The sequence below is a fragment of the Ruegeria sp. CK2 genome (genome assembly GCF_056536585.1).
Genome location: NZ_JBQFPW010000013.1, coordinates 105,001 through 129,563 on the forward strand (window position 1 = coordinate 105,001; position 24,563 = coordinate 129,563).

Sequence of the window (24,563 nt, forward strand, 5' to 3'; positions counted from 1 at the left end):
TGCGCAAATGTCGGCTTTAGAAACCGGTATTCGTCAAAATTGGGAACTACCCGAAATGACGCAACGGCAAGAACTCTAATCTGCCATCATAGCTGAAAGTGAATATGATCGTCGTGCCGCGCTGCCCTGCACCCTTGGAAGCGAATACGCGAATGGGCAACCTGTAGTGATTGAACGAGATGCGGTTCAATGAAAGTTTTCCCCACGCGATCATCGTTTGAGAGGATTCTCATTACCGCTGCCATACGTACTTCGTCCAACTCATATTCGCGCCAAAACGGCTGAATAATATCAAAGTCCCACCTAAGAGTTGGCCATCTCGGCGTGCAATCAGTCGGACCGGGCTCGAAAGCGAAATACCCTATCGGTGATCGTGTTGCACCCGGCAGATAACCTGTCTCATCACTGTAGAAAAATGCGAGATCGGCCTTCTCACCATCATCGTGAGAAAGATGTGGCAGCAAGGGAAAACCATCTAAAAACGGGAAGTTCGCGTCGAGCACTAGGGTTTTCGTGCCAGGGTACTGGCGATCCATCTCTTCGGCGGTGTCAATGAGAACGTCCCGTAGTTCTGGGGTCACATAGTTGCGGTTTAGTACGCAGTACATCCAGCTTTGAACCTGAAGCGGACCGGTATCGAAGCAGTTCAACGCTACCCGACCAAAGTTCGGTGCGATCCAGACAACCGCCGCCGTCAAAGCCGCATAGGCAAGCAGGAACGCGGCTATTTTGCGCCTGAAGAAGAGCGCTATCAGCCACGCAATCCCGCCTATCTGGGTCAAAATGGTTAGAAACAGGATGACAGTAGAATTGACAATTAACCGTAGCATTCGACTAGCATGCCATCTTGCTCAAGGGTCAACAACCGCTTGATGCGTGTACGATTTTCAACTTGTCAAAGCGAACTCTGAACTCGTTATGTTTCTGGTCATTTACGGGCAAGCTGACACTCGTGCACAGCGCAGCATCAGAGACTTTGGGCTCGATCCCGCCATTCTCTGCGACAAGCCCGTAATGGTAAGATGAGCCCGAAGCTGCCCTTGATCCCATTTCCGCCTTTCGCACATGCAGCGGACCGCAAACGGCACATTCCGGACATTCACAGCCCGGCGTCGGATGGCTGATAAGCGGGCTCGACGCAGTCGTTCGCTGCGCAGTGCATCAGTGATCGCTATGCGGACAAAGCAGCATTTCGCTGCGATTGCGCCAATGTCGGCTATGCCTTTGTTTGGTTCTTCCGGTGTAGTTCTTCTAGGAATGGGGCCTTGCCTGTTAGATACTCTACAATCCCTGTTGTGTTTTCCTTTTCAAGACGCAATTTGAGTTCCGCATAGGCCCGGCGATCAGCAGAGTTGCTACGTAAGTGGTCGCGTATTCCAAGCATTCTACTAACCTGTGAGTGACCCGAAACGCAGACGTGAAGCTTGTGGGTCCTGATCCCACCAACATCGCGTTTGAAGAAGTGATGGCCCTCCATCAAGTCTCCACCACGCCTATAGCCCAGGCCAGTCAGCCCAGCCTGCCAATCATCCAAACCGCTGGCGTCGGAAACCACCACAAGAATATCGATTTCAGGTTTTGCAGCCAAACCCATAACCGCAGTGCTGCCGACATGATGGATGTCGATACACGCACTGCCAAATACCGACCGCAATCGTCCTGCCTCTTCCGAAAAGAGACGTGGCCAACTCTGGTCATAGTCAGTGATTGAACTCGTAAGCTTCATTCTGCCCTTTTAGGGCTGTGCTGACCTTCGCGAAAGCCACCATTCGCTACGATGCAGAAGAAATGCAGATTGGGCTCGCTGCTGCCGTTCTCTGCGACATGCCCCAACAGATCGAATGAGCCCCAAGCCGCCGTCCGCCTTCTCGCTGCGATTTCAAACGCAGCACAATGGTCGGCCCAAAGTTGCCTTTGAGTTCCGGTCTTCATCGCTGCAGTGCGGCCTGCTAGACCTGACTTTCGCTGCGAACGCGAAAATTCGCTTTGAGAACCGATAAGCACAAGTCGGATTTTCAATGTTTAGCTCAGACCAACGGCGGAATACGCAGCTCGATTGACATTGTATCATTGCTGCCAACGCATACTTCATTAGGCTGCTTGGCAGTAAACTGATTGACGTAAGAAAGGGATCGTCAGGAGTGGATGGACGAAAGGATCTCGACTTGAAAGTGGTACGCACGCTAAGCACATCAATGCTCGTGCCCATAGGTGAAGATGAAGCGTCGTCTGAAGACGGGATGATGCTCAACCATTTCTACGTAGATCTGCGCGGAGCAAAATTTGAGGACGTGGCGGAGACGATCACTCTCGAACGCCAATTCCTTCGAGAGAGCACCGCATTTGCCTTCGACTCACCGGAAATGGAGGATTGGTTGGCCGAAACGGAGCTCGCCATGGGCCTATCCGTCGACATGGGCGTCGGTAGCGCTGTTGAGGTCTTGTCCGCCTTGGGTGCGGTTCCAATCTCAAGCTGCAACGGTGGTGACTTTTCCCGAGGGCACGCCTCCGATGTCGCGCACGTACTGTTCTCATGCGAGCCTGCAATCGTCCCTGATATCCTGGCAGCCGCCGAGGCAGCACATTGCGGACTGATTAACAACGGGCCCTACGCCGAGCTGTATGCGGAGAACGTGGATAACTTAATCGAATTTGCTGACTTCCTCTATCAATTGAAGAAAGGGTATCAAACCTCATAGTTCTTCTGGCATTTGCCTTGGTATCCGGCCCATTGCGTGCTGGGACTTTCCACCGTTCATTGGACATTGGCGCAAGGCTTTGCGTCACCTAGTTTTCACGCTCTGCAACAATCGCGCTAACCGCGCTTTGATGTTCTCCAACGTCATTCCCAGTTGTGTTTTTGCATTGGGTGTCAGTAGATTGGTATGCCCCACTGCGTTTCTGATTGGCGTGTAAGTTGTCTGATCACGATAAAGAGGTGTTGGCCTTCCACTCGAGTCATTCTTCCCGCCCTCAGACAGAATGCTCAGTTCTTTCATGCCAAGGTAGCCTAAGTCATCGGTCGAGCGTGTTATTTCGTAGCTGATATTCGCAGCTACCAGGTTTTCCCCTTCACGATCCTTCCACTTCTTGATCTCGTCCAGTACAGGTTGGGTTAGAGGTACAGATTGGTTATAGATGAATTGCCGAATTAGATTCTCGGACAAAAAACAGTCCACATAGGCAGAGATGTTGAATTCAGCGTCGGGCCGCAGTTTCTTCAACCATGTTTCCACCTCTTCTCCTTGGGGTGTGTCAGGAGGAGGCGCATACTCCTTCTCGCTCTCAGCGACTAATGCCTTTGCTTTTCGCTGTTTCTTTGAAACTCTCTCATTTTCGTCGTCGCCCTCCTCACCCCTTGAGAGGCGCAGTGCGTCCCATTCGTCCAATATTCGCGGTATCAGGTCTTTTTTGAGATAATCGAGAAGCTCTGTGAAGTAAGCGTCGTCTTCAACGATCCCCTCGCGGCTGCTTGTGAATGGGTCTCTACCGATTCGATCCATACTGTCGTAGTGAATCTGCCCGTACAGGTAGCTCTCGAGGATCCTCTGCGTAGGAATATGGCGCAGTATGTTCTTTTCGCGAAGGCGCCCATTCACGAAAAGATCAACGGAAGCCCTCTCTTCCGTATTACTTATCTTGGCATCCCGAGGTTTAACGACCGTCGCGAGGAAACCTCCAATTCGCAGATCGGTGACGACACCCTGTGGCTCTGCCTTGAGATTACTCATCGCCGAAACATAGTCGTCATGGAACTTGTTGACGATCCAAACGAACTCTGTGTTCCCAGACAGGTCGCTTAGGTCGTCGATGGTTACCCGCACACCGTTTACGTAGATGTTGAAATCCGGATCGAACAAGGAGAACCGGAAGCTCATGGCGATAATCTTCCTGATGAACGCTTCGGAATTTTTCATCTGTTCCTTCATGTTCTGAAACAGGATGATCGTCCCATGAGAATGATCCACCAGCAGGGCTTCGGCTGCGTCAGAATCTAAAGCTTCCAACTGATACTGTTGAGGTGTGAGATCTTCGGTTATCGCCCGATCTAGGTCGTCGTTGTCGATTAGACCTCCGACATAGTCTGTTTCCGCCGTTTTGGTGTAAATGGAGATGCGTTCCGCGCAGGACAACAGCGCCAATTTACCGATACCCTTTGCTCCTATAAATGGTCGTTTTCCGGCGGAACGGGTGATCCCCTCTTTCCGCTTCGAGTATCCGATTTTCAAGAACTTATTTTGGAAATCATCAGACGTCATCCCAACGCCATCGTCTTTGATTGAGAATGAGGCTTTTTCGCGGTCAATTGCAATCCAGACATTCCTAGCATCTGCATCCCATGAGTTTGAGATCGCCTCACCCAATACAGTCACGAAGTTCCGATATAGGTTCCGACCCAGATGGTTCAGAACACTCAAAGACAGCTCGAATTGGAATTGCTCGGGAATAACTTTTTCATTCATCAACCAACACCCATCTGATTAAAGCTATTGGCACAAACAAGCACTTTTCCGGATAGCTAGCCAAGCTCTTTGTCGAATGACTTTACATGCTCAACAAGAACTTCACCGATGTACTCTCCAAGAAGTACCGGCACAGCGTTGCCAATCATACGCCCCAAAACGCTAAAATTGATTTTTTGGCTTTGTTCGACGAGATGATAGTCCTTTGGGAAGCTCTGGAGCATGGCTGCTTCCCTAAGACTTATCGCCCTGTCCTGTTCCGGGTGACCAAATCTACCATTCCCAAAACCGTAGCATTGGGTCGTCATCGTCGGTGAAGGCTGATCCCACCGCATTCGCCCGTAGACAGACGGGTAAGTCGAACCAGTACTTCGTTTGTGACACGCTGCCACGTACTCCTCTGGCCAGTCCCTCCAGGTGCCACCCGGTTTAGAATGGCGAATCCTGGCTAGGTTTAGATCACTCAATGATGCTGACGCGTGAAGAGGATCATCCGGGTGCGATTCACCGGCTTGAATGGGTGGTAGGCTTGCGATGGTGTCTCGTACGGTAACTACCTGCCTCGCCGCGTCCGGAATAACGAGTGGTCCCAAAAGAGACGCCACCAAAACCAGTCTCTGCCTGCGCTGCGGCAGCCCAATGTCGCGGCCGTCGATTACCGTAAAGTCAACATGGTAACCAGCGTTTTCCAAAGCTACAACGAAGTCTCGAAAAATTGGCTGCTTCTGAAGTGGCGGAACATTCTCCATAGTCACCAGTGTAGGCTTTACTGAGAGAACCAACTCCGAGAACGAAGATAGCAGTTCCCAATCCTCATGCGGACCATTTCGTCTAGCGCTCTGGGAGTAGGAAGAGAACGGCTGGCAGGGCGCACAGCCGGCCAACAGGGTTATTTCTGAATTCTTGAAAGCCGAATGTATTTCGGAAGGTTGAAGCTCAGCGACGTCAGCTTCTAGGAATTTTGCTTGATTATTGGCTTCCAAAGGAAATTTGCAAGCAGGATCAAGGTCTACACCCAAGCGCACATCGACACCAGCTCTTGTGAGTCCATGGGTTAGTCCGCCAACACCACAGAATAGGTCCACTGCAGCAATTTGAGGTGCTTCGTTCATGCCTCGACCTCTGCTTCATTCAAATACTTCTTGCCATCCAGGAAATCACGGTATGACTCAGATACCGCCCTCAAATAAGGCAAGATCCTGTTCGCAAGACCTTCTAAATCGTTCAATGTGAGCTCGTTGGCCCCTTCCTCGAAAGTACTTGAGCCATGAGCGATCGCGTTCCTGCGTTTCGCAAGGAACTCCAGCGCAGTCGTATCGTCCCGAAAAGCTTTTTCATATGCCGCGCGCTTGATCCTACGTGACAGGACAATCTCGCAGCCAAGACGTTCGGCAACCTTCTTGATTGCCTTGTCGTCCCAGCTTCCCGGCTCGCCTTTGACCATGAATCCTGCAGGGCTATTCCCAGACGCCAAAGCTCCGCTGACTTGAGTAAGTCGCCTTAATGCTCCATCACCGATACGCTCCTCACCGCCCCAGACTTCTGCACGAACCCATTCTTTCAACACAGATTCCGTCCATTTTCGCGGGACGTCGGCAACCACAGTCTGTCCTACGGTTGCCAGGGTGCGGGTCGTGATGGCCTCAACGATATTATATAGGTGAATGAGCAAGCCGGATTTCAAAGTGTTGATGTGCCGGACCTCAACATGGATATCACCTTCATCCACCAGTTCATCCACTCTGGCTTCTAGCATCCGTGCAATAGCGAGGTGGCGACCGAACTCCTCTTCGCGCTCATCCATATAGTTTAATACGTCTATCATTGGTCCGCCAACCAATCTCGAACGAGCCTGATACGTCCTAACAGGCGGCTTTTAACGTTTGCCGCGTCAGACTTCGTGGCATCCTTGAAAGGAGCCGACTCCAGTAGAGGCGTGATGTCGGGGGCCTCTTGCAACAAGCCAGGATTAGCTCGTAAAGCCAGGGCCGAACCAACCGCTATAGACTCAAATCTCACTCGGGGCACCTGATTTCCTGTGACGGATTTTGTGAAACCGTTCGGCGAAGTAGCGTTCACGAACTGCAGCGTCCGAAAGAACTCCTCGCGTAGGGAGTCCGCAGTAACAGAAGTGCCATGTTGTTCAATCTCTGCAGCGATGCGCTCATTTGTTTCCTTAACGAACGCAAAATAGAACCGTCTTGGTTCTTCCTTGTAGTTCGGAATATCGCCATTGCCGCCATCTGAGGCGACAATCGTCGGATCGAAGCTCTCGAGATAAGCAAAAAAGCGTGTCACCAGTTCCTCACGCTCACGCTTATCTACCAAAGGCTTGCTTATCGGCGTCAGGTCAACAAACTCCTGAGATCCAGCCAATTCGATCACCAAATCCATGAATAGTCCGGGCAGACTCCCACGCCGGACCTCAGCATCGTTTGCTGTCGTCCCACCGGTGTTGATCCGAGCGAACATCTCCGTTCGAGTGACCGCATCTGTAGAGTTATCGAGAATGATGACTCGCAGCGATTTCTCGGAAAACATCAGACGACGAGAGTTCGGGAAATTGGAAAACCGTAGACCGTTTGCTGCTGGCAGGGTCTCAAGGGCGCGGAGTGTAATCTTGTCGTCCATGAAATCTCGAATGGTACGGATGCGTTGTGACCCGTCCACGATCTCCATGCGGCCATCTTCATCCTGCCAGAAGAAGACGAACGGAATCGGCAACCCCATGAACACAGATTCGATAAACTTCGATTGCTTTGCTGGCGTCCAAACGAGTTCACGCTGATAACCAGGCACGTAATACCTGTCTGCTTTCAGCTTTTGTACAATAAATTCAAAGGAGTACTCCGTCACCGTAAACTTCACGGTGCGGGAATACTCCCTAATCTGCTTCTCCGCCTCGTCAATCCTTGCCGGGTCGGGAAGCTTTCTCGTTGTCTTTCGAGCCATTGGTAACCCCACATATAGTGCCCTTAGACCACAAACTGCCCCATATCGTCCATCCAATTTCCACGCGTGTTCGCCCCTTTTTTTACAAATTTGTGGCAGTATCAGAGCTGTTCTGCACGAACGAGTTGGCGCACTACCGCTTGCCACATTGCATATGCAGAAATCCGCTAGACCCAACCAGAGTTTAGCTTGGAACCCCCCTTCGCCGAACCCGAGCCTAGTGCGCAAGCAATGAACAGGCCAAGTGAAGGTCAGCTTCCAAGCTCAAGATCCGGATGGTTCGCACCCGCAGCGAATGACCGGATACCGCCCTCCCGAAAGATCGTTTTGCGTGCGCAGCACAACTTTCGCGTATGCAGCGAACGGCAGCTTGGTGGCCTTCCAGCCTGATCAAGCATTATGCAGAGAAGGTCGGGAATGTCCGCATCTTGCCAGTTCAGGCCCGGCGCAGCGAACGGACGGTCTGGGTCAGAAATGCTTGACGTTTGGGCCAACAATGCCTGACGAGCCGCGCTGTTTAGATTCAGAAAATTCCCTGCATCGAGTCAATCATCCGCGACGTTCCACAGCAGCGAACCGGGATGCGTCCGATATGCTCGTAGGTGGGTGGCGCTAATCTACGTCGATGGCAAGGTAGTGAGGCCCTCTGAACTTCTGTTCATTTTCGACAGGAACTCCTACTCTGAGGAGCTCAAGAAGTTCCAGAATTCCGAGGTTGATTTTGAAGCTGAAGCCACCTGATCTCTGACCGGCGTCTGCGGCGAGATAACTATTTGCTTCCCGCCGCGTTACTCGGAAATCACCCGAGCGAACTCGATCAACGGCTCAAATTCAAACCCATCCGCTGCCCGAAGCGCCGCGATATACCGCGCCCGGTGGTCGCTGTTGGAATTGAGCGTTCCGCCGCCTGACCAGTCGAGAAAGACATCCGGATCGATTGTAGCCAGGTAGGCATCTGCCATGATCCTTGCCCAGCGTCCGTTGCCATTTGCAAAGGGATGTATCCAGACCAGCTTGTGGTGGAAGCGTGCAATGGCTTCGAGCGGCTCGTAGGTGCCGTTCTCGCGCCAGTATCGGGCATCGTCGAGGCAGGTGCGCATCTCGGTCGAAATGTGCCAGACTTGCACGCCGATGTTCTTCTCGGTCAGGCGGTAGACGCCAGCCCAATTCCAGACCTGGCCGAACAATCGCTTGTGAACTTCGCGGACGGTATCGTCGGTAAGGATGTCGTAGGACTTGCGTCGCCGACCTAGCCAGGTCAGCCCCTCAATGATGTTCTCTCCCTCCAGCTCATTCAACTCTCCGCGCGTGGTGATGTGCTTGGCCCTTAGGCCAAGAAACTCGTCCGGTGTCAGGGGTGTTGCGCCGTTGGGTTCGTGCAGTTCCAAGGTCACTTCCAGAAATCCCTCGGCATCTCACGTGCGATTTCCTTCGCAAGTTCCTCAATCATCTCTTCCTGGCTGCGCAGGCCTTCGATCTGCTCCTCCAAGGCCATGTGTGTGCGGGTGCGTTGTATGATGCGTTTGGCCTTCTTGCGGGCTTGAGCCATAACGATCTCCTCGACTGCTCCTTTGCGCGGAATGATCGCGTAGATCAGTTTACCGCCCATCGCCTCAGCCATCTTGTCCAGCTGGTTAACGGAGATTGTTCCAGCCTTTTCCTTTTGGATAGAGCTGTAGACGCTATTCCTGGACACGCCGAGCCGTTCGGCTAGCGCTGGCGCGCTCATGCCAATGGCTTCCTGGAAGGTCGCGATCCAACCTCCAATTGGCTTGGCGAAGGTCTGAGCCACTTGTCTGACCTGATTTATTTTGCCTTCGGCTTGCCGCTGTTTTGCGCTTGAAACGGACATCTGCCAACCTATAGTTTTGCATATTTCTCTTCTATGTAATATCATAGTATGTCATATTTGTATAGTTTGCAAAACTATAGCATGACTACTATGTTTATCTGCCATGCTATAGTATTGCAAATCTACCAAACACATCAAAAATCGGAACCACTCAACTCATTCGGGTCTGATGCCGGAGGGGGCAGGATAGTACTGTAAGAAAAATAAATCACTGAAACATCAAGGCTTTCCCGGCGCAGCATTTGAAGAAAAGCGCTTACAATTCGGGGCGTGTAAGTGTTTGAAATATATAGGTACAAAACTCCTTACCGTACTATTCTGCCCTCAGCTGTAAACGACCCCTATGCCGCCAAACCACCGCTATCACTCGCCGGATCTTTCGCCATCGGCAGGTCGATTTGCTGCCGGCTGACCTTATTGGGGTCGATTACGGCTCATCCGCAACGCTTGCGATCCGATCCATTTCGGCGCCGGTGTCCGAGTTTTTTTCAAATATTCCAGCCGCTTTAGACTCTCTTGCTGTTCCTGTTCCAGCCACTCCAGTCAACTCGGGGTTGATTACGGCTCAGTGCTAAATTGTAGGCTAAGAAAATAAGTTATTGAATAGTAACGGTATATTCTGCGACCGGTTTACGTAATGCTCGAAATATTCTGAATTCTAAGGCTTTGATGTTAATTGATAAAAAACCTTAGAGTGCTTTTCTGCACTGAGCCGTAATCGACTCCTACAAGTTCGCGCTTAGTTGCAAGGATGAACGGCGCGTGGGCAATCGACCCCAAATGCACCAATTGAATCAACGTCTGCCAAGTTTTGGCGGCTAGTTCAGTTAAGGCGCGCCAAGCCTTCACAGCCCTGTTTCCACCCCAAGTCACATGCTTTTCGATACAGTGACTTAGCTTTATCAGTATTCCGGGTTACACCTGAGCCGAAAGCATACAATGCTGCCAGATTGCTACAACTGACTTCGTAATTGCCTTCGCAGGCGACACTGTAGAATTCGGAAGCCCTCAACGGATCTGGTGGTCCATAGGAGTCAGGGGTCAGAGGAAAGCCGCGTTCGTATGTTGTCCCAAGAACGTTGCAGCTAAAAAAATCGTCTTTTTCACAAGCCAAATGAACTAGCCTCCATGACTCATCGAAGCTTTGTGGAACACCGCTACCGTCTACGTAAAGATTGGACAACCGGCGACAGGCTTTTCCGTGGCCGCCAATACAACCAATGTTATAGAATTCAGCGGCTTTAACATAATCTGCTAAGCCATCGGTTCCGTACTCGTAGGCAACTCCGGCATTTTCACAACTTACCAGATCTCCATCGAGACAGTTTTTTTCAAGCTCACTTACCGTCAGCGCGTGCAACGGCGCGCCAACGAACGATGAAAACCCTATAGTAAGGCAAAAGGTCAAATTCTTCATGGACGTCTCCTAACTTGGCACACAATCCGCTCGAATTAGCCGCAAATTGAAAGGTCTAACCTCAATCATCATGTGTGTCCGTGGTTCGTGACTGGCGACGCCCAACCGTCCGGTCGGGGATCGAAGGGTTGCCGCATGTTTCCGAAGCCATAAAGCGTTCGAAGATCTGGTCTCTTCCTGAGCAAAGCTTCCAGATTCACTTTTTCTGGCGGAATGTGATGAAGATCTGGCCAAAGGAGTTCAACCGGCGTCTTCAGGTGCTCGGCGATCTTCTCCCTCGCGGGCGAATTGTAATTCCCATAAATAGCTGCGGTCACAGAGCTATAGGGTATTTCGAGGATCGAACTGAGATCTCGTATGGTCATGTCAAACTCAGCGAGGATCGACCTGACCTTATCGTTTGGCAACAACTCTGACCACTCTTTCTCGGAGCACTCAAACCGCCGTTTGAGTTTGCGCGTGACGCCCTTCTTTCTTTCGGCGTCAAAAAGACCGCATCCCAGACCTCGTAGGGATCCAGGTCAAAGAATTTGGCTATTTTCTTGCGCATCTCGATGGATTTTGGCGTAACACCATTTGTGCATCGAATAGCCAGCGACAGCTTCGATGGGCTCTCCCCCAGCTGTTTAGCAAGGACAACCAGCTTCAAATCGTTCTGTTTTAGCAGTGTCTTTATGACTTTGGCTGCCATTTCTGGTGTAGTGTTGTTTTTCATGAGCCGACGCCCGAGCGTGCTTGTTCAGGATCAAACGCATTAGACGCTGCCCGAGTTAGAGTTTTGTTTTCCTGGTCGCGAAGTTCTGCAAGCCAAAGGAAAAAAAGAACCTCTTGTACATCTTCACACGGCTCATGGTCGCCACCAAAACCGGACTTAGAGAAATCATCAAGCATCGTACATCTCCCTCAATCTGTTGCCACCTGTCTCACTCGCTTTGGTTTTGTGAAGATCATGGCCAATTCGCCGACCTAGTCTTCAATGACATGTCCTGCGCTCTCAAACTCTGGATTGTCAGGCCAGTTTTGACGCAAACCTGAAGCAACACCTTGTTGCTGGACTTTCAGCCTGTCGGCTTTAATCAAGTGCGCAACATCATCTTCTGTTCTGACTCGATCTCGCATGTCTGATCTGGTGAAGAATACCGCCTTACTGCCAAGAATAGGTGGCAGGTCCCGGGTCATGATCAGCGATGCGATCTTGGGTAACTTACTCAGATCAGACTGGTTCATGAGCGCAATTTCCCTGACCTGTTCGTTTTCGCCTGCACTCAGGTGGCCTGAGAAGGCTTGATATTTGGCATTTGATGACGAGTTAGCTCTCGTCTTCACCGCGATGGTGTCCTTGCCAAGCATGTTGGTAATCTCGTTCGAGCGGGCGCTGCTCTGGACCGCGCCCAGAATACGGGTCTCGGTAGAGTCCTCCCACGCGTGCACGCCCTGTTTCCAAATCTCAGTCATCTGCCCCCAGGATTGATAGAACAACATGAGATGGAGACCGATATCACGACCTTCGTCTCTGACGGTTTTGAGTTGCTCGAGACTGCCAAGACCTTTGGCTTCATCCAACAACAACAGACGTCGCGCACGCGGCCGACCAGGCTGTTCGATCAATTGAGTGGCAATCAGCAACGACCCAGTGATGAGACGCAGTAGCGGCGTAAAGTCTTTCAAGACACGGGTCGGTACGTCCAAAAAGATATCAGTCTTTGGATCCAGGATGGTTTCGTGTTTGCGGCTTCCCTCTGGCTGATTCAGAAAGCCACTCACATCTGGAAACCTTGCAAAGGCAATCTTGTTGCGTACCCCCGCAACCAGACCCGGGTAAGACTTATCGGACTCCGTTTTCAACGCAGACAGTTCTTCTCCAACGAAGTCCATGGGAGCGTTTACGATCATCTCAGATGAGGCATCTATAGCTTCCTTTTGCGACTTAGCCAAAAACCTGGAAATCTTCAAAAGCACGTTGTCGTTGTTGTTTTCGATGAAGTAACAGAGCAACGCGGCCAGCAAATTGACTGACTTTTCCCGGAAGTGGGCGGAGTTCTCGGTGGCTCCGGCCTCTTCAGGAATGAGTGTTTTGGCCACAGAGTAATAAATCGAAGGCTGCCCTTTGATTAAAGGTGCCAGCAACTTGAAGACATCAAGCCCGTCCGTCGCGCTGATCCTTACCGGGTTGAACCCCATCTCACGCCGGGCTTCAACTGTCCGATGATACAGGTTTTGCTTCGGATCGAGGGCCAGGATCGGGCCTTCATAAAAGAGGATATTCGGAATCATGAGGCCAGTGGTTTTGAATCCGCTCGATTCCTGAATGACCAGGACATGTCCGTTCCCGGTTTTCGGCGAGATCGACAGAAGCTGACCTTTGCCGTGCTTCCCCCAGGTCGATGGGTCCTCATTATTGAAGTAGTTCACCTCCAATGACTTCGGAGGCGGCATCTCACCAAGGACAATTCCGCCCGGGACGTTCAGATGTTGTAATACCTCTTTTCTGGTAGCCCATCTCGCGCGCTGAATCCTGGCGCCCTGCCGTGTTGTACCACGAGTATCAAACGGATCACTTTGGGAGGTGTGTTTGCGGAACAGTCCTCCGAACCCCCAACACACAAGAAGGAAGGCACATGTGCTGAGAGCGAACAGAAGCATCTGACTGGAGGTGACATAGGCTCTGTTGGTGCTGGCCAGTAGTTGAATGGTGTTCCATAACGGCAGCCACAATACGCCCACACCTGCCGTATCGCTATATGGGTAGAGCCCGAGTAGCCAGCCAAGCCCGGCACAGAACGCAAAGTAATGGATCTGCCTTCGATCAATGGTCTCCCAGGTCAATGCCGCCATCATCCCGAAAGAGGCAACGGGCATACACACAGCGGACAGCAGATAGGCGATGTTATAGGGCTGAACACCCATGACCAGCGAAGGCACGAAAAACGGGAGGATAAGACAGCAGGATGCAATCAGATAGGTTGCGGTGATATAGTAGAGGCTTTCAAACCTGGTCATTATACATTGACCCTGTGTTCGAAATTGATCTGCTGGTCCGATTCAGCCATTTGGGCCATGTCCTTTACCAGCTCGAGCAGCAACTTGCGCTGGCTCTCGGGCATGCCACGCCAAGCTGTTAGCAGTCCAAAAGTTTCGTGCCGTGCGAACAGGTCATCGCTGGCCCGTCTATCGCCCGGGTTCAACCCTTCAAAAAAGTAGCTGACCGGAACATCCAGGGCCTTGGTAATGTCCCACAGCCGGGAAGCGGATATACGATTGTGCCCGTTCTCGTATTTCTGGATCTGCTGGAAATTCACCCCAGCCTTATGGGCCAACGCACCCTGGCTGATGCCAACCTGTAGCCCTCTCTGGCGCAGACGTTCGCCTACATGAACATCCACGGGCTGTATCCTTCTCCCCGTTGCCGATTGACCGTCTTTCGATGTGTGTTTCATTTGCCCTTTTTCTTTCTTTGTCATTCTCCGGACTTGGGTAGACATTCGGAGGTTGCGTCACCTCAGAAACTCCGACATGAGCTTGTTGTTTCTGGCTGCGACGGACGCGTCCTTGTGCTGATCAAGGAATTTGCGAAGCTCACCCGAGACCCAGCCAAAGTCTTCTGGACGATGCTCGATCTGCGCGATCAGAAACGCGCCCAGCAGAATCTTCCGCCGCGTATCCTCCCTCCGTTCCTGCTCGCTCTGCTTTTTGTTCTGAACTTTCATCCTGTCCTCCAGTCGCTTGAGTTGGGATTCCCGCTTGTTTTCTTTCACGAGAGCTTTCAGCAGTTTGGTCAGCTGTTGTGTGGTAATCTTCTGCCCGAAATACCCCGACGCCTTTGCAACACGGATCAGCCGCTTTTCTTCACGGGTGCGTACACGGGCAATCTCGGCTTTGAGGTTTTCGGAAATCTGATTCACAGGCGCACGTGCCTCCAATAACCGTGTATCTGCGATGGCTGCACAGGTCCGATCAGTTTGGAATCGATAGACCCGGCGCTGATCCCCTTTACGATCAGCGCACCATCCGGGCGGCGCTCTGTAATGCGCTTCAATATCCTGATCTTGTCGGGCGCGCTCGGAGAACAGAAGCGGTGATAAAACGGCTGCTCTGAATGCTGTTTTGCAAGACAGAATGTTACATAATCAGCGGTCAAGGGGTTGGCGCGAACGTAGAGCCCGGTCGGAGCCGATGGAGAGACATTGCCCGTAATCAGGCCAGCCAGCGTGGCAATGCCCAACGCGCTCACACATGCGATACCTATGATAAGCACCCGCACCATCAGACGCCCCGCGCCGTGCTCGAGGGAGCATTTATACATTCTTGGCCATATTGGGATCGAAAGCCAATACCGATGCACTATTGGGTTATAGCTAACAACTATAGCACATGTTGCCATCTCTTGCGTGAGGCCTTCACGGGCAACGCCAATCGGCGCTTGTTTGATACCGGGTTTTCTGTCGCTGTGATGAATCCGTATCAGACCCGTCGCTTTGCGGATATGCTAGGTCAGTTGGCAAAAACAGATGCAATTGATGCCCGATCTTTAGCTTTGCCTGGAGAAGAATTGACACGGCCTGCAAGCAAGCAGCCCCCTCCCTATCAATGACCAAACTCACCGCACCGCTTGTAGCCCGCACCGGGCAAAGGATCAGTACGAGGCATACGAAGTCCTTTTTGAGAGCGACCACCCTACCCGAAGAGGAAGTCGTCTTCGGTCAGGTTTGTCACGGCGACGTTGCTTAGGGTAATCGTACCTTGTCCGGATACAGAGACTTCTGTGTCTGAACCGCTCGATGTGATGGCCAAATCGGAGTAGGATACACCTGCGATATCCACTCTGATAAGGTCAAGGCCATCTTGGAAGTCACTTATCGTGTCGTTTCCAAAACTGTCGCGAAAGACAAACTTGTCGCTTCCACTCTCACCCGACAGTTGGTCATCGCCAGCGCCGCCAATTAGAGTATCATTACCCCCTAAGCCCCTCAGCATGTCATTGCCAGTGCCACCAACCAAGACGTCACTTTCGCCCCCACCAAACAGTCGGTCATCGCCGGCTTCTCCATATAGGACGTTATTGCCACCCCCGGAATTCAGACCCACATGGCTGTTAGCCCACAATTCGTCATTGCCAGCGCCGCCATAAAGGATGTCATCGCCCCAATGGCCCTCCAGCCGGTCATCGCCAGCACCGCCGTATAGAACGTCATCACCAGTGGTGCCCAGCAAGACGATCGGTTCTTCGTTGGTTCCGTAAACTACGACAGAAACGGTTGCGGTGCTTTCACCGCCATTGCCGTCCTCGACCGTATAGGTGAATGTATCGGTTAGTGTCTGGCCCTCTGCCAAAGCCTGAACGGCATCTGCACCAGTTGGATCAAAGCTGATCGTCCCGTCGGTGTTCAGCGTCAGGGTGGCGCCATGCGTGCTCAGGGCTGAAACCTCTATCACCGTGAGCGCATCCCCGTCGACATCGTTGTCGTTGGCGAGAAGGGTTGCTGTATCAATCAGGGTGACGGCATCTTCCGTGACCGGAGTAGGACTTTGAGCAACATCAGCAGCAGCGACAGGTGCGTCATTGATCGGCATGATAGTAACTTGTGTAGTGACGTGTACTGATAAATTATTGTTGGCTGCACTGCCGTCATTGACCTGGAAGGCAATCGTGCGGGCGGCGCCGGTCGGGTCATCGCTGGTGTTGGCATATGCAACACTGCGCAGAGCTGTCTCGTAGGCGGCAAGGGTTGCCACTCCTGTCAACGTCAGCGTGCCCGCCGCCGCATCCCACGCGCCTGTAATCCCACCCTGGTCGACAAACGACAGGACATCCTGGCCCGCAACGTAGTCCGTGACCGTGATCGTCGCACCAGCTAGATCGGCATTGTTGGCATCCATCACCACAAGCCCGGGCGCCACAGCAACAGCGGCCGCATTCTCCACATATACCGGATATGACCGCTCGCTGCCATCAGCGTTGAACACCTTCTGGAAAAGCCCAGGGCCATCGCCGTCCTGGCCATCAGACTGCCAGCTTACGACAAAACCGCCGTCAAGCAGAGCCGTGACGGATGGGTGGTTTTGGTTGCCCGCCGAATAGGTGTTCACCTGCGTCTCGTCGCCAACAGCCACACCCTCAGCATTGTAGCGCTGCATAAAAATGCCATCTGCATCGCCGTCCTGACCATTGGACACCCAGCTTACCACAAAGCCGCCGTCGAGAAGACCCGCAATGGATGGAAGGGCTTGGTGGCCCATCGTATAGCTGTTCACCTGAATCTCGCCGCCAACAGCTGCACCCTCGGCATCATAGCGCTGCAGGTTGATGTCTCCCACATTGCCATCCTGTCCAAAAGACACCCAAACCACCACGTAATCGCCGTTTGGGAGAGCCGTAACAGATGGAGAAACTTGGCGGCCTGCCGTGGTCGTATTGACCTGAACCTCGCTTCCGACAGCCTCACCTGATGCATCGTAGCGCCAAAGGGAAATACCGCTGCTATCACCGTCCTGTCCATAAGATCCCCAGGCCACCACATAATCACCGCTGGGGAGAGCCGCAATGGATGGATTGCCGTATTCCCAAGAGCTTTGTGTATAGCCTTCCTGGCCGGCAGTCGTTAGATCGACAGCCAAAACGACGCCATCACCATGATGCGCACCTGCGGCATCAAAACGCTTCAATAAAACACCGCGTTGGCCATATTCACTAAACTCCCAGCTTACAGCATAACCGCCATCGGCCAGAACCGTAATGGATGGAGTTGAGAACAAGCCAGGTTGCCCGCCCCCGATGTACTTGGTTTCACCAGGCACGCCCGTAGCATCATACCGCCGTAGGAAAACACCTGGGTCACTATCATTGTGGGAAAAAAAGGGTCCAAACGAATGCCAGGTCACGACAAAGCCGCCGTCGGGAAGACCCGTAATGGACGGAAAACCTTGAGGGCCCGACGTATCGCTGTTGACCTGAAACTCATCGCCAATAGCCATGCCGGTGACGTCATAACGTTGGGCGTAAATATGAATGCCATGAACCCAGGTCACGACCCAGCCACCATCGCCAAGTGTCGCAACCGAGGGAACACCATCAACAAGTGCAAAATTAGTAAAGTTATGGCTTTCCGGCGCGAAACTGCTCACCTGAATTTCAGACGGGATGCTCAAGACGCTCAGAACGGGTGCTGCGTTGATCTCAAGCGCAAAGGTGCCGCTTTCTGAAAGGGACCCGTCGCTGGCCGTCACCGTGACATTGACTGTCCCATGGAAGTCCTGCGGCGGTGTGCCCGAGAAGCTCCCCGCAACTGCATCAAACACCAGCCAGTCCGGCAGGGCTGAACCACCCGTCAGCGTCGCACTCAAGGTCAGCGCATCACCATCCACATCCGTGAATGCATTGGCTGGTAGTGCAAAGCTCACGGCCTCATCTTCCGCGGAAGACTGATCGGGCAATACAATCGTTAGAACAGGTTCATCATTGGCTCCCTGAACAACGACTGAAACACTTGCGGTGCTCTCCCCGCCGTTGCCGTCCTTGACCGTATAGGTGAATGTGTCAACGAGTGTCTCGCCGTCCGCCAGAGCCTGAACATCATCTGCGCCAGTGGGATCATAGCTGATGGTCCCGTTGGCGTTCAGTGTCAGTGTTGCGCCATTCGCGCTCGTCTCGGAAACAGCCGTCACCGTGAGCGCATCCCCGTCGACGTCGCTGTCATTGGCCAGAAGGGTGGCTGTATCAATCAGGGTAACAGCATCTTCGGTGATGATGTTCGGGCCTTGAGCAACACCGTTTGCATCAAAAATACGGGCCTTGATGGCAGAACCGGACGTATCGCCTTGCTGCCCGTCGCGAGACTCCCAGGTGACAACGAAACCGCCATTGTCGAGAGCTGTAGCACTTGGAATCCATTGAGCGCCATTGGTAAATTCATTGACCTGGAACTCATTGACGATCTCAACACCGTTCGCATCGAAAATACGGGCCTTGATGGCAGTACTGGGAGTATTGCCCTGCTGCTGGTCAAAAGACGTCCAGGTGATGACGAAACCGCCATTGGCAAGTTCTGTGACGCTCGTGAACAGACCAGCTTCAGCGACCGGGAATTCACTGGCGATCTCAGCGCCATTCGCATCAAATATTCGGGCCTTGACAGTAACGCTGGAGAGATCGTCCGGCTGCTCATAAGACGCCCAGGTTACAACGAAATGGCCATTGGAGAGGGCTGTAACGCTCGAGGTCGTTTGCCCGAAATCGGTGAATTCACTAACCAGGAACTCACTGACAATCTCCTCGCCATCCGCGTTAAAAATACGGGCTCTGAGGACCCCACCAGTCAGATCATCCTCAGAAGACTGCCAGGTGATGACAAAATGGCCATTGGCGAGGGCCGTAACACTGGTGAGGCCTGTACCACCCGTGTCGAATTGATTATCGACGGTAACTTCATTGATCAGGAATTCACTGACGATCTCGTTACCATTCGCATCAAATACACGCGCCTTGGTAGCATAATCAGTGGTATTGCCCTGCTGCCCGTCTTCTCTGGACACCCAGGTGACAACGAAATGGCCATTGGTAAGTTCTGTAACACTCGGGGAAAACTGACTACCGTCGGTTACTTCATTGACCAGGAACTCACTGACGATCTCAACGCCATTCGCGTCAAAAATGCGAGCTTTGATGGCCCAATCAGTATCGCCTTGCTGCCCGTCGTCAGACATCCAGGTGACAACGAAGCCGCCATTGTCGAGGGCCGCAACACTCGGAAACACTTGAGAGCCTTCGGTCAATTCGTTGATGGGGAATTCACTGACGATATCAACACCGTTTGCATCAACAATACGGGCCTTGATGGCATAATAAGACGTATCGCCTTGCTGCTCGTCAGCAGAATGCCAGGTGATGACAAAATGACCATTGGCAAGTGCTGTAACACTTGGACCGCCTTGATCGTTTTTGGTAAACTCATTGACGCGGAACTCACTCGCGCCAACAACATCATCAACCGCAACAGGCGCATCGTTGACCGGGGTAATCTCAAGCGCAAAGGCACTGCTTGCTGAAAGCGACCCGTCGCTGGCCGTCACTATCACACCGACCTGCCCCGTATAGTCCTGGGGCGGTGTGCCTGAGAAGCTCCCGGAAGCCGCATCAAACACCAGCCAATCCGGGAGTGCCGCACCCCCAACCAGCGTTGCACTCAGGGTCAGCGCATCCCCATCCACATCCGTGAATGCATTGGCTGGCAGCGCAAAGCTCACGGCCTCATCTTCCGCGGAAGCCTGATCAGGCAATACAATCGCCACAACAGGCGCATCATTGGTTCCGTGCACAATGATCGAAACAGTTGCGGTGCTCTCCCCGCCATGGCCGTCTTTGATCGTATAGGTGAAAGTATCCGTCAGGGTCTGACCCTCTGCCAGGGCCTGAACAGCGTCTGCGCCGGTGGGATCATAGCTGATCGTACTGATCGTACCGGCGCTGTTCAGCGTCAGGGTCGCTCCATGCGCGCTCTTGGTCGAGACCGCTGTCACTGTCAGCGCATCCCCCTCAACATCGCTGTCATTGCCAAGAAGCGTGGCGGTATCAATCAGGATGACAACATCTTCTGTGATGATGTTCGGGTTTTGCGTCACACTATCATCAGCCGCGACAGGTGCATCATTGACAGAGGTAATATCAAGCGCAAAGGTGCCGCTTTCTGAAAGAACCCCATCGCTGGCCGTCACCGTGACACTCAATATGCCATGGTAGTCCTGGGGCGGTGTGCCCGAGAAACTCCCCGCAACCGCATCAAACACCAGCCAGCCCGGCAGGGCCGTCCCATCCGCAAGCGTCGCGCTTAAGGTCAGCACATCACCATCCGCATCCGTGAATGCATTGGCTGGCAGTGCAAAACTCACGACCTCATCTTCCGCGGAAGACTGAGGTGGCAATGCAATCGCCAAAACAGGCGCATCATTGGTGCCGTGCACTATGACTGAAACACTTGCGGTGCTCTCCCCGCCATTGCCGTCCTCGACCGTATAGGTGAAGGTATCCGTCAGGGTCTGACCCTCTGCCAGGGCCTGAACAGCGTCTGCGCCGGTGGGATCATAGCTGATCGTGCCGTCGTCTATGTTCAGCGTCAGGGTCGCGCCATGTGCACTCGTGGCATCAACAGCTTCAATTGTGAGTACATCCCCGTCGACATCGCTGTCATTGGCCAGAAGCGTGGCGATATCAATCGAAGTGACAACATCTTCTGTGATCGGAGTGGGACTTTGCGCAACATCATTAACTGCGACCGGTGCATCGTTGACAGAGGTAATATCAAGCGCAAAGGCATCGCTTGCTGAAAGAGACCCATCGCTGGCCGTCACCTGTACGCTCAATGTGCCATGGAAGTCCTGGGGCGGTGTACCCGAGAAACTCCCCGCAGCCGCATCAAACACCAGCCAGCCCGGCAGGGCCGCACCACCAAGCAGTGTCGCACTTAAGGTCAGCGTATCGCCATCCGGATCTGTGAACGCATTCGCCGGCAAAACAAAGCTCACGGCCTCATCTTCTACGGAAAACTGATTGAGCAGTAGAGTTGTCAGAGCGGGTGCATTGTTCATAACGGTCATTAAGTTCTCCAATTCAATCTGGTGAGCAATTGCGGTGATCTCGCCCCGGTCCTGAACCCGCCGGTGACGCTGAGGAACCTGGCTCTGCGCTCACGGCCAGTGTTCCCAGGTTTTGTTCCCGCGTTTTGGTGCTGTGATTTTTTGCTGTCTGATTGCCCGCAAATACGTCCAGCCAATTCGTCCCGCATCCAACACTGGAACCAGATCAACAAATTGAAAAATACCGGGATTCTATTTTTGAATAGACATCGGCTATCGTAACGCCCGCGCCGTCAGACTTGCATTTTGCCAAAACGAGCTGGCCAAACAACCGATCAATAGCCGCGAAAGCGCATCGGGTCCCGCCCATCCGCCATTTGCCACCTGGTTTTAAATGTCCACTTCTCGCGGTTCGCGACTAGCTGCACGAACGAAATAACGAAGGATGACGAAGATCTGTTCAGGGTTCTATGCGTATTTTTCTAACTGATTGATGCAGATTTGCTCCGCACATCTTTCCCACTGTATTCAGCTTTAGGCTTTGACACACAACACAGATGCTGCCCTGCCTCATGATCAATGTGAGCCGCGCGCCTCGCGCGGATCTCCAATGACTTAATGCAAAAGGGATCGTTACCGTTTACGGCGGATACCGCCGGTCACAACGACTTGCGGCCGCCGTGACAAGCTGGCTCGGGGCGAGACGGTTTCACCGCACCAGGCCAAAGGGAGTTCGCGCGTGGTTGCGCCGCATCGTCAGAAATGACGGTGCCAGCTCGCGCCAAAACAGCGCGCACCCTCGCAATCCCTGCGGGCGACTATTAGATACCCATCAACAGGGCCAGCAGAGAAGGTAACAGCCATGAACCCCATCACTCGCGCATCTGACACCATGCCTTTCGTCGGTTTTAGCGTCGTAGTTCTGGCTTTGGGCTTGTGGATTGCAAGCGTGGCCGCTGGCTTTGGCTGGGTTCTCCAAATTTTCCAGATAGAGTCAGCGCTCAACACGGTATTGCCAAGCTGGAATGGCTGGCACTACGCCATTGCGGCGGTTGTTTTTTGGCTCGCTGCTAGAGGGCTGGTTTCTTACTGTCTGCCAAATGACCGAATTGCGCTGAATCAAGCAGCGTCAGAAACGGCAATTACTGAAGGCGCAGCAGGATATTAAACGCACGCCACCGCCAGAAGGCGGCAAAGGTCACCTGACACGGATGAATGCAGTTCTGCGCACGTATTACGAGGCGCAAAGAAACCGGGGCTAAGGCTCCCGGCGTTTGGCTCGTCCAAATCCGCTTGGCTTACAAAACAGAAGTGGCGTGGCGCCAACCCCATTTTCGGAAGAACGATGATGGTCTTTGGTTGTCACCTAGTCAACAAATCCAAGGTAGGGGCGCAGCGCTTGGTTTCTCATATCCCGAAAATAGTAGAGGAGGAACGCTGCTAGCCCAGACACATATCCCACCGTCTGACACCGTGATGCTCTTCAAGCCGTCGCTCCTTATTGTGAACTCAACCAGCTGAAGATTCGGCGAACAACCCCGGCCATCAGAAGAAAAACTGAAATGATTTGCACAGCAATCAGAAACCAAGTCCAAGGCGAAAGCTGATCAGTGGACTCTAACACATTGCTAAAGAAAAAAAGACCGATCGTCGAGAAGAGTAGGGTTGCAAGCAGCGCCCGCATGGCTGCTCCTTATTGTTGAGATTCCTGGCAAGACATCTCCACTCTCCAGCCGTCCGCAACTGGAACTGAAGTTTCACGCCATTTAAGTTCAGTTGGAGAAAGCTCAGCTTCCTTGCAGAAAAGCAAGTTGAGCATGACGGCGGCAAGGTAGCTAGCATGCTCTGATAGCTCACTTGATCTAATCGTCAGCCCGAAAGGGTTAATGGATGGCTCGGCATCATAGGTTCCAGTGAAATGCCTTCCCAGAATCTCGCCAGAAAACTCCCTAGAAGTGCCTTCATCCAATATGGGACTTCTAACGGTGAATGAGCTCCAAACCGCCATTACATCAACTCGACCATCCGCCAACATAGGAACATCACCTGTTTCTGCCTGGACGGTAGATCCGGCTGCAACAATGGCCAAGACTGCAAAGTGAAACCTAAGCGCCACTGAACTTCTCCTATTTGTCGTCTACAATGGGGCTTTCAAGAACAAACACCCTCTGGTCACAAAGGGTCTCGCCCCGCAAAACCAAGGCATTCAGGTAACGTCGCCTTTGATGGCCCTCCACAAGGAGGTAACTCGCCGAGACGTATGGTACACTGCACCTAGTTAGAAGATTGAATGGTCATATGTGGGCACTTCGTTGACCACTATTGCTGCTTGAAGTACGACGCTGCTATCATTGGGTGGCAGCGCTGTTGCGTTTTTGTTCAATTCGGGCAGGCAGCGAGAATGTCATATTGAGGAACATCTTCAGGAACTCGACATACTCCATCGCTGCATTCCTGTCACCACTCCCTGTATGCGTTGCGGCATTGCCGTCGAGCCGAACTTCGTGAGCCCAGTCTTTAATAGGTGTTGTGATACAGCCATTGTTGTGGAGGTTCTCAATCCGTTTATACAAAGCTGAGCCTTTGTCATTGGGATCCAATTCTTTTAGAGCCAACTCTAGCACCGACCTGCAGGTAGCCAGGACAATTGAGGGTGAGCGGCCCTCCGCTAATATGTCCTGCGCATCTGCAAATTGCTGACGTAGCGTTTCAGGCCACAGTGAGTTTTGTTCCGCTGTCTGCGGTTCTGGGTAAACGGCTTTCACGGTAACGCGGGTTGAACCTCCCACGATATAACCCTTGCCTTCTTCTCTGGCCATTTGAACGAGGGATCCGTAGGCAATCCGCGAGCACTCGTAGACGATCAACGCGGGGTGATAGCACCTCGGACATTGACCATGCGCGAATCCTTGGACAAGGTCGTCATCGTTCAAGGAGTGAGCGGATATGTTGACATTGCGGCGCGGTTGATTGGTCTCGGATAACGCTTTGATTTGCTCAGGCGTTCTAGGCGTGAAGTCGCCCACTCGCCGAAAATCAAAATCCACTAGATTGTTGCAGTTGCCACATTTCAGAGCATGATAATACAAGCCGCACCTCAGCCTATGATTGAAATCGATTTCTCAGATAAGCAATGCGCATACAACTAATCATTGACGTGGTCACTGCCTCCTGCCCGAATTTTGTATAGAGTTCTCCGATCCTATTGGACAGTGCCTGTGGTGCATCGCTGTGTTTTTTAAAGGCTTCATGGACCGCGCTCTCGCAATCATGGATGATAGTAAAAGTATGCCGCTTCGGCTGCATTTCATTG

The 24,563-nt window shown here is 52.6% G+C and carries 20 protein-coding genes and 1 pseudogene; 3 read left to right on the forward strand and 18 right to left on the reverse strand.

Translation table 11 applies throughout. The features are described 5' to 3' along the window. Positions 1 to 86 precede the first annotated feature (86 nt). Both ACR0BU_RS18350 and ACR0BU_RS18355 read right to left on the reverse strand, forming a co-directional pair. Entirely contained in the window at positions 87 to 782 is a 696-nt protein-coding gene (locus ACR0BU_RS18350) for a hypothetical protein (RefSeq protein WP_480738314.1), read from the reverse strand. A 434-nt stretch (positions 783 to 1,216) separates the two neighbouring features. After that, the gene (locus ACR0BU_RS18355; protein WP_480738313.1) at positions 1,217 to 1,726 is read right to left on the reverse strand and encodes a GrpB family protein; all 510 of its coding nucleotides are present in this window, start codon (positions 1,724 to 1,726) and stop codon (positions 1,217 to 1,219) included. A 415-nt stretch (positions 1,727 to 2,141) separates the two neighbouring features. On the opposite strand from ACR0BU_RS18355, the gene ACR0BU_RS18360 reads away from it, so the two are divergent. Beyond that, the gene (locus ACR0BU_RS18360) at positions 2,142 to 2,699 is read left to right on the forward strand and encodes a hypothetical protein (protein ID WP_480738312.1); all 558 of its coding nucleotides are present in this window, start codon (positions 2,142 to 2,144) and stop codon (positions 2,697 to 2,699) included. Between the two features lie 84 nt (positions 2,700 to 2,783). On the opposite strand, the gene ACR0BU_RS18365 is transcribed toward ACR0BU_RS18360, so the two are convergent. From ACR0BU_RS18365 to ACR0BU_RS18425, 13 genes are all read right to left on the reverse strand, one after another. Next, positions 2,784 to 4,463 (reverse strand): ATP-binding protein, encoded by a 1,680-nt coding sequence (locus ACR0BU_RS18365; RefSeq protein WP_480738311.1) that lies wholly within the window; start codon positions 4,461 to 4,463, stop codon positions 2,784 to 2,786. Positions 4,464 to 4,519: 56 nt separating this feature from the next. Next, positions 4,520 to 5,575 (reverse strand): DNA cytosine methyltransferase, encoded by a 1,056-nt coding sequence (locus ACR0BU_RS18370; RefSeq protein ID WP_480738310.1) that lies wholly within the window; start codon positions 5,573 to 5,575, stop codon positions 4,520 to 4,522. Then, positions 5,572 to 6,267, reverse strand: coding sequence for an MAE_28990/MAE_18760 family HEPN-like nuclease (locus ACR0BU_RS18375; RefSeq protein WP_480738309.1), 696 nt, complete (start codon positions 6,265 to 6,267; stop codon positions 5,572 to 5,574). Before ACR0BU_RS18375 ends, ACR0BU_RS18370 begins: the two co-directional genes overlap by 4 nt. A 17-nt stretch (positions 6,268 to 6,284) precedes the next feature. Next, positions 6,285 to 7,415, reverse strand: coding sequence for a DUF262 domain-containing protein (locus ACR0BU_RS18380; RefSeq protein WP_480738308.1), 1,131 nt, complete (start codon positions 7,413 to 7,415; stop codon positions 6,285 to 6,287). A gap of 788 nt (positions 7,416 to 8,203) precedes the next feature. Beyond that, positions 8,204 to 8,809, reverse strand: a complete 606-nt coding sequence (locus ACR0BU_RS18385; RefSeq protein ID WP_299085934.1) for a mobile mystery protein B — start codon at positions 8,807 to 8,809, stop codon at positions 8,204 to 8,206. After that, entirely contained in the window at positions 8,806 to 9,267 is a 462-nt protein-coding gene (locus tag ACR0BU_RS18390; protein WP_480738307.1) for a helix-turn-helix domain-containing protein, read from the reverse strand. Before ACR0BU_RS18390 ends, ACR0BU_RS18385 begins: the two co-directional genes overlap by 4 nt. Before the next feature lie 823 nt (positions 9,268 to 10,090). Next, positions 10,091 to 10,684: a tetratricopeptide repeat protein gene (locus ACR0BU_RS18395; protein WP_480738306.1), complete on the reverse strand. Its 594-nt coding sequence runs from the start codon at positions 10,682 to 10,684 to the stop codon at positions 10,091 to 10,093. 361 nt (positions 10,685 to 11,045) lie between these two features. Beyond that, positions 11,046 to 11,399: a helix-turn-helix domain-containing protein gene (locus tag ACR0BU_RS18400; protein WP_480738305.1), complete on the reverse strand. Its 354-nt coding sequence runs from the start codon at positions 11,397 to 11,399 to the stop codon at positions 11,046 to 11,048. Further along, positions 11,396 to 11,575 (reverse strand): hypothetical protein, encoded by a 180-nt coding sequence (locus tag ACR0BU_RS18405; protein ID WP_299083426.1) that lies wholly within the window; start codon positions 11,573 to 11,575, stop codon positions 11,396 to 11,398. Before ACR0BU_RS18405 ends, ACR0BU_RS18400 begins: the two co-directional genes overlap by 4 nt. Before the next feature lie 75 nt (positions 11,576 to 11,650). After that, the gene (locus ACR0BU_RS18410; RefSeq protein ID WP_480738304.1) at positions 11,651 to 13,519 is read right to left on the reverse strand and encodes a type IV secretory system conjugative DNA transfer family protein; all 1,869 of its coding nucleotides are present in this window, start codon (positions 13,517 to 13,519) and stop codon (positions 11,651 to 11,653) included. A 164-nt stretch (positions 13,520 to 13,683) separates the two neighbouring features. Further along, complete coding sequence (locus ACR0BU_RS18415; protein ID WP_480738303.1) at positions 13,684 to 14,121, reverse strand: helix-turn-helix domain-containing protein; 438 nt, start codon at positions 14,119 to 14,121, stop codon at positions 13,684 to 13,686. Positions 14,122 to 14,178: 57 nt separating this feature from the next. Further along, positions 14,179 to 14,586, reverse strand: a complete 408-nt coding sequence (locus ACR0BU_RS18420) for a hypothetical protein (protein WP_480738302.1) — start codon at positions 14,584 to 14,586, stop codon at positions 14,179 to 14,181. After that, complete coding sequence (locus ACR0BU_RS18425) at positions 14,583 to 14,987, reverse strand: hypothetical protein (protein ID WP_480738301.1); 405 nt, start codon at positions 14,985 to 14,987, stop codon at positions 14,583 to 14,585. Before ACR0BU_RS18425 ends, ACR0BU_RS18420 begins: the two co-directional genes overlap by 4 nt. A 129-nt stretch (positions 14,988 to 15,116) precedes the next feature. On the opposite strand from ACR0BU_RS18425, the pseudogene ACR0BU_RS18430 reads away from it, so the two are divergent. Next, a pseudogene (locus ACR0BU_RS18430) lies at positions 15,117 to 15,218 on the forward strand (IS110 family transposase); the annotation flags it as partial. 140 nt (positions 15,219 to 15,358) lie between these two features. Here the strand turns inward: ACR0BU_RS18430 and ACR0BU_RS18435 are convergent. Next, positions 15,359 to 21,271, reverse strand: coding sequence for a tandem-95 repeat protein (locus ACR0BU_RS18435; protein ID WP_480738300.1), 5,913 nt, complete (start codon positions 21,269 to 21,271; stop codon positions 15,359 to 15,361). An 841-nt stretch (positions 21,272 to 22,112) separates the two neighbouring features. Between ACR0BU_RS18435 and ACR0BU_RS18440 the strand changes: the two genes are divergently transcribed. Next, positions 22,113 to 22,418 carry a hypothetical protein gene (locus ACR0BU_RS18440; RefSeq protein ID WP_480738299.1) on the forward strand — a complete coding sequence of 102 codons (306 nt, stop codon included), beginning with the start codon at positions 22,113 to 22,115 and terminating at the stop codon, positions 22,416 to 22,418. Between the two features lie 525 nt (positions 22,419 to 22,943). Here ACR0BU_RS18440 and ACR0BU_RS18445 read toward each other — a convergent pair. Both ACR0BU_RS18445 and ACR0BU_RS18450 read right to left on the reverse strand, forming a co-directional pair. Then, positions 22,944 to 23,366 (reverse strand): hypothetical protein, encoded by a 423-nt coding sequence (locus tag ACR0BU_RS18445; protein WP_480738298.1) that lies wholly within the window; start codon positions 23,364 to 23,366, stop codon positions 22,944 to 22,946. A 232-nt stretch (positions 23,367 to 23,598) separates the two neighbouring features. Next, positions 23,599 to 24,339, reverse strand: a complete 741-nt coding sequence (locus ACR0BU_RS18450) for a DUF4145 domain-containing protein (protein WP_480738297.1) — start codon at positions 24,337 to 24,339, stop codon at positions 23,599 to 23,601. Positions 24,340 to 24,563: the final 224 nt, after the last annotated feature.